Consider the following 5,561-nt stretch of genomic DNA (forward strand, 5'->3'; position numbering starts at 1 on the left):
CGAGCAGATCGCCTACGAGGCGGAGTACGAGATGCGCAAGGAGGAGCTGCAGGCCGCCGAGGCCCAGCTGGAGCAGCAGATCGCCGACGCGCTGGCCAAGGCGGAGGCCCAGGCCACTCCCACCCCGGCCCCCACGCCGGAGCCTACCCCGGTCCCCACACCCGAGCCGACTCCGGAACCCACCCCGGAGGCCACCCAGGCACCGGCGGGCGAGAACGGTGAAACCGGCGAGGGCAGCGAGGGCGGCGAAAGCCAGCCCACACCGGCCCCCACGGCCGCACCCACTCCGGCCCCGACCCCGGCGCCCACACCCGCGCCCACCCAGGCGCCCAGCACCGGCCTGTCCATGACCTGGCCGCTGCCCGGCTACTCCAAGCTGTCCACCCATTTCGGTGAGGTGATCTACGGCAGCCCCCATTACGCCATCGACATCCCCGCCCCCAAGGGCACCCCCATCGTGGCGGCGGCGGACGGCACCGTACTGCTGGCGGGCTGGAACAACAGCTACGGCTACTGGGCCCTCATCAACCACTCGGACGGCATTTCCACCGTATACGCCCACATGACCGAGGGCAGCCTGGCGGTGAGCGCCGGGCAGACGGTGAAGAAGGGCCAGACCATCGGCGGCGTGGGCAACACCGGCTTCTCCTTCGGCAACCACCTGCACTTTGAGGTGCGCAAGAACGGCGTGAAGGTGGACCCGCTGGGCTATGTCTCCCCCTGACCGAATTTTCATTTTGAACGCACAAACGCCCCCGCCCCGGAAGTTATTCCGGGGCGGGGGCTTCAGCTTATCGATTCATTCGCTCTGATAATGGAGCGACACAAAAAACGTCAGGATTCACGGGCATGTACCGGGAATCCTGACACCTTGACAGAAAAAATACCCGGTTTCGTGTGCGAAGTGCGCGAAACCGGGTGTTTTTTCGCCGGAAAAGGGTACTGGGGGAAACCAATAAGCATCCCCCGCGCCTTGCGCGGGTGGTGCGTTTGGTGTCCCTCAGGAGTCTGGCGAACTTTTCGCCAGACTCAATTCAGGACTTTTTATAGCCGCACTTGGGGCATACGCCTTTCTCGTTCAGGGCGATGCCGCACAGGGGGCAGCGGTCGATGTGGTTGCGGGTCTCGAACTCGGCGCTGGCTGCGTTCACGCCGCTGGTGAAGGTGATCTTGGCGATGTTCAGCTTGTCCTTCAGCAGGTCGTAGACGATCTTGATCATGCCTTCCACGGTCAGGGTCTCCTTGGTCACCACCAGGCGGCACTCCGGGTAGGCGGTGGCCAGCTCGGTCTGGAAGGCGGGGCCCTTCATCTGGTTCTGGGGCGCGCCGTTCCGGATGCCCTGCTCCTCATACACCTTCAGTACTGCGGGCAGCAGGGGGTCGTCCTCACGCAGGATCAGCGCGTGGTCAAAATTCTTCAGCACCTCCCAGGCGGTCTTCTGGATCTCGTTGCAGGGGAAGACCATGTTCACGCCGGGCTCCACCGTGTCCTCCACTTCGATGGTCAACACGCCGGTGTGCCCGTGCAGATACTGGGCTTCGCCCTTAAAGCCATAAAAACGGTGGGCATACTGCAGGTCCAATTTGGTGATACTTCTCATGGAATAACCTCCTTAACTGTTTTGATTGCTTGCGTTTTGGGGAGCTTTTCGCCCCGGCCGCTGGGGATGCGGCCTCGCCTGTTCGGCCCCTTCATGGCTTTGGCGCTTGGGAGAAAAGCATTAACAGAAACATTTCCTGATTAGATGATACACGCTTTTCCTCCTGTTGTCAAGAATAATTCCTATTATTTTGATCTAATTCTGAAAATAAGCCATTCTATACAAAAAATCCGCCGCTGTTTTGTTCCAAACAACGGCGGATTTCGTTTCAATTTTGTTCATTGGGGGCAGGCACACAAAAGCGCCCGCACAGGTTTGTAACCGGCGCGGGCGCTTCGTTTTGCATATGTATGAAAATCAGAACTTGGCCAGGACCTTGCCCTCATCCTGCCGGTCGAACAGCACCGCGCTGATGTGGTCCAGATAAATCAGGGCCAGATGCTTGCCGCTGTCGGCCTTGTAGGCCTCCTTCAGGTCGGGCATGGCCTCGTACACCGCCGCGTAGGTCTCGGGGCTGCGGTCGAAGTTCACGGTGCCCTGAATGCGCAGAAAGCTCTCCTCGCCCAGCGCCACGCACAGCTCCAGATTGGTGTTGTCCAGCAGCTGCTTGTAGGCTTCCTTGTCCTTGCACAGGGCCAGGTAGAAGTAGCCCTTGTAAATCATATAGTGGTTCACGGGGCGCACACGGGGGCAGTAGCCCTCCACGGTGGCCAGATACATCGTGGGTCTTGCCTTTAACAGCTCCATCAATTCATCCATCATGAATCCCTCTCTCCCAGCGTACCTGGTCCGCTGCCCCCTCCCGGGGCTTTGCCGCACGGCTCAGGCCGCTTTTCTTCTATTATAGCATCCATCCCCCGGGGTGCAAGTACAAATTTATTACGGCACCACCGCACACATGTTCTCGCCTGTTCCTTTTATAAAGGCACTCACACCTCCACCACGCCGGTGTAAACGGTCTTGGCCGGGCCGGTCATCCGGATCTGCCAGTCCTCGCTCACCCGGATGGTCAGCCGCCCGCCGGGCAGGTCCAGGGCGATGTCGGTGTCCGGCTCGCACAGCCGCAGCATCACCGCGGCGGCCGCCGAGGCGCAGGCCCCGGTGCCGCAGGCCAGCGTCTCGCCGCTGCCCCGCTCCCACACCCGCATGGCCAGATGGTTCTTGCCCATCACCTGGATGAACTCGGCGTTCACATGCTCGGGGAAGGCCGGGTGGTTCTCGAAGCCGGGGCCGATGCGCTCCAGATCCAGCGCCTGCACATCCTCCACCAGCGTCACGCAATGGGGGTTGCCCATGGAGAGGGCGGTCACCTGCCAGGGCTGGCCCTCCACCGCAATGGCCCGGTTGATCACCGGGTCCGGTCCAAGGCCCTTCACCGGCACCAGAGCCGGCTCGAATTCGGCGGTGCCCATCTCCACCTGCCAGATGCCCTCGCCCTTGCGGGAAAGGTGCTTGATGCCTGCCAGCGTCTCGATGGTCATCTCCTCCCCGGCCACCCCGTGCTCATACAGCCACTGGGCCACGCAGCGGATGCCGTTGCCGCACATGGCGCTCTCGCTGCCGTCGGCGTTGAACATGCGCATGGTGGCGTCGGCCACCTGGGAGGGGGCGATGCAGATCAGCCCGTCCGACCCCACCGAGAACCGCCGGGGGCTGAGCAGCCGGGCCAGCTCGGGGGCATTGTCGATCATGCCCTTCAAACAATCCAGATAAATATAGTCGTTGCCGCAGCCATGCATCTTGGTAAATTCCAGCCGCATGCCCATCCCCTCCTGTCACATTCGGGCCCGGGGCCCGTTGATTCTGCTTTTATTATAGCCGGATTTGGCCCGGCGCACAAGAAGCCTGCCGCCGGGCCGTTTTTTCGGGTTGCACCGGCCTGTTTTAAGGATTTAACCCTTGACAAGGTTCCCCAGATACGCTATAAAATGTATAGTAATCAAAAGGCACCACCGCACGATTCATGCCCCATGGGTTCAGGCGGCGCTGCCCTGAACAAGCCCGGCACCCGGGCATATAATAAGGAGAGTTTTGGAATATGGATACTTTCGAGCGCATCCGTGAGCTTCTGGCGGAGCAGCTGGACATCGACGAGGAAAAGATCACCATGGACAGCAACATCCTGGAGGACTTCGAGGCCGACAGCCTGGACGTGGTCGATATGGTCATGAGCCTGGAGGATGAGTTCGGCGTGGAGATCCCCGACGAGGAGATCGAGAATCTGCACACCGTGGGCGATGTGGTCCGCTACGTGGAAGACAACACCTGATCCCACCCCAATCACATCATGCTGCCTCCCCGGCAGGCCGGCCGGCCCGCCTGGGGGGCTTATTTTTGCCCGGGGCTTCCGGGGCGACGAGTAAGGAAGGAAAAAGCAAATGAGCGAGCAGAAGAAGAAACTGGTGGAGGCCATCACCCCCATCAACGAGGACTTTACCCAGTGGTACACCGACGTATGCCTGAAGGCCGAGCTGGTGGACTACTCCACCGTAAAGGGCTGCATGATCCTGCGCCCCTACGGCTACGCCATCTGGGAGAACATCACCCACATTCTGGACGGCATGTTCAAGGCCACCGGTCACGAGAACGTGGCCATGCCCATCTTCATCCCCGAAAGCCTTCTGCAAAAGGAGAAGGACCACGTGGAGGGCTTTGCCCCCGAGGTGGCCTGGGTCACCTACGGCGGCGCCGAAAAGCTGGAGGAGCGCATGTGCGTGCGTCCCACCAGCGAGACCCTGTTCTGCGATCACTTCGCCCATGTGCTGCACTCCTGGCGCGATCTGCCCATGAAGTACAACCAGTGGTGCAGCGTGGTCCGCTGGGAGAAGACCACCCGTCCCTTCCTGCGCAGCCGTGAGTTCTGGTGGCAGGAGGGCCACACCATCCATGAGACCGCTCAGGAGGCCATGGAGGAGACCGAGCAGCAGCTGAACACCTACGCGGACTTCTGCGAGAACTACCTGATGATCCCCGTGGTGAAGGGCAAGAAGACCGACAAGGAGAAGTTTGCCGGTGCCGAGGCCACCTACACCATCGAAGCCATGATGCACGACGGCAAGGCCCTGCAGAGCGGCACCAGCCACTACTTCGGCGACGGCTTCTCCCGCGCCTTCGGCGTGCAGTTCGCCGGTCGTGACAACACCCTGCAGTACCCCCATCAGACCAGCTGGGGCGTGTCCACCCGCCTGATCGGCGCCATCATCATGACCCACGGCGACGACGAGGGCCTGATCCTGCCCCCGGCCATCGCCCCCTTCCAGGTGGTCATCGTGCCCATCGCCGCCCACAAGCCCGGCGTGAACGAGAAGGCCGAGGAGCTGGCCGCCCGCGTTTCCAAGTTTGCCCACGTCAAGCTGGACAACAGCGATAACTCTCCCGGCTGGAAGTTCAGCCAGTGGGAGATGAAGGGCGTGCCCCTGCGTCTGGAGATCGGCCCCAAGGACATCGAGAAGAACCAGTGCGTGCTGGTGCGCCGCGACACCCGCGAGAAGTACTTCGTAAGCCTGGATGATCTGGAGACCGAGATCCCCCGCCTGCTGAATGAGCTGGCTCAGAACATCTACAACCGCGCTCTGGAAAACCGCGAGAACCGCACCTGGACCGCCACCACCATGGACGAGGTCAAGGAGCTGGCCGAGAAGAACAACGGCTACATCAAGACCATGTGGTGCGGCGACCTGGCCTGCGAGGAGAAGATGAAGGAAGAGGTTGGCCTGTCCAGCCGCTGCATGCCCTTCGAGCAGGAGAAGCTCAGCGACGTCTGCCCCTGCTGCGGCAAGCCCGCGAGCCTGATGGTCTACTGGGGCAAGGCTTACTAAGCCGCGCCCTTTGCAGCCCATATTCTGCAACAACAAACCCGCCCCCTCGGACACTTCCGAAGGGGCGGGTTTTCTGTTCTGCACAAAAAACGCGGGCATTTTTCTCCTTCTCCCCGCCCCGGGTTTTGCCCCGTTTGTGCAA

The 5,561-nt window shown here is 61.4% G+C and carries 6 protein-coding genes; 3 read left to right on the top strand and 3 right to left on the bottom strand.

Going from position 1 to position 5,561, the window contains the following annotated elements:
• Positions 1-724 (top strand): M23 family metallopeptidase (locus J7G73_RS12820; RefSeq protein WP_291246550.1); only part of this gene is annotated, 724 nt, incomplete at its 5' end.
• Positions 725-1,034: 310 nt separating this feature from the next.
• On the opposite strand, the gene J7G73_RS12825 is transcribed toward J7G73_RS12820, so the two are convergent.
• From J7G73_RS12825 to dapF, 3 genes are all read right to left on the bottom strand, one after another.
• Positions 1,035-1,601, bottom strand: a complete 567-nt coding sequence (locus J7G73_RS12825; protein WP_291246551.1) for a 6-carboxytetrahydropterin synthase — start codon at positions 1,599-1,601, stop codon at positions 1,035-1,037.
• Positions 1,602-1,958: 357 nt separating this feature from the next.
• The gene (locus J7G73_RS12830) at positions 1,959-2,363 is read right to left on the bottom strand and encodes a pyridoxamine 5'-phosphate oxidase family protein (RefSeq protein ID WP_087294022.1); all 405 of its coding nucleotides are present in this window, start codon (positions 2,361-2,363) and stop codon (positions 1,959-1,961) included.
• 167 nt (positions 2,364-2,530) lie between these two features.
• The gene (dapF, locus tag J7G73_RS12835) at positions 2,531-3,361 is read right to left on the bottom strand and encodes a diaminopimelate epimerase (protein ID WP_087294024.1); all 831 of its coding nucleotides are present in this window, start codon (positions 3,359-3,361) and stop codon (positions 2,531-2,533) included.
• Positions 3,362-3,639: 278 nt separating this feature from the next.
• Here dapF and acpP point away from each other — a divergent pair, with 278 nt between their 5' ends.
• A complete protein-coding gene (gene acpP, locus J7G73_RS12840; protein WP_058964107.1) occupies positions 3,640-3,870 on the top strand; it encodes an acyl carrier protein in 231 nt (76 codons plus the stop codon).
• A 109-nt stretch (positions 3,871-3,979) separates the two neighbouring features.
• On the top strand, positions 3,980-5,419 hold the full coding sequence (proS, locus tag J7G73_RS12845; protein ID WP_291246552.1) for a proline--tRNA ligase: 1,440 nt from the start codon (positions 3,980-3,982) through the stop codon (positions 5,417-5,419).
• Positions 5,420-5,561 lie beyond the last annotated feature (142 nt).

The sequence above is a fragment of the Allofournierella sp. genome (assembly GCF_017889395.1).
Taxonomy (GTDB): Bacteria; Bacillota; Clostridia; order Oscillospirales; family Ruminococcaceae; genus Allofournierella.

Excerpts from the sequence above, each read along its gene's own strand:
- J7G73_RS12825 (WP_291246551.1), bottom strand. The coding sequence starts at position 1,601 with ATGAGAAGTATCACCAAATTGGACCTGCAGTATGCCCACCGTTTTTAT.
- proS (WP_291246552.1), top strand. The coding sequence starts at position 3,980 with ATGAGCGAGCAGAAGAAGAAACTGGTGGAGGCCATCACCCCCATCAAC.
- acpP (WP_058964107.1), top strand. The coding sequence starts at position 3,640 with ATGGATACTTTCGAGCGCATCCGTGAGCTTCTGGCGGAGCAGCTGGAC.
- dapF (WP_087294024.1), bottom strand. The coding sequence starts at position 3,361 with ATGCGGCTGGAATTTACCAAGATGCATGGCTGCGGCAACGACTATATT.
- J7G73_RS12830 (WP_087294022.1), bottom strand. The coding sequence starts at position 2,363 with ATGATGGATGAATTGATGGAGCTGTTAAAGGCAAGACCCACGATGTAT.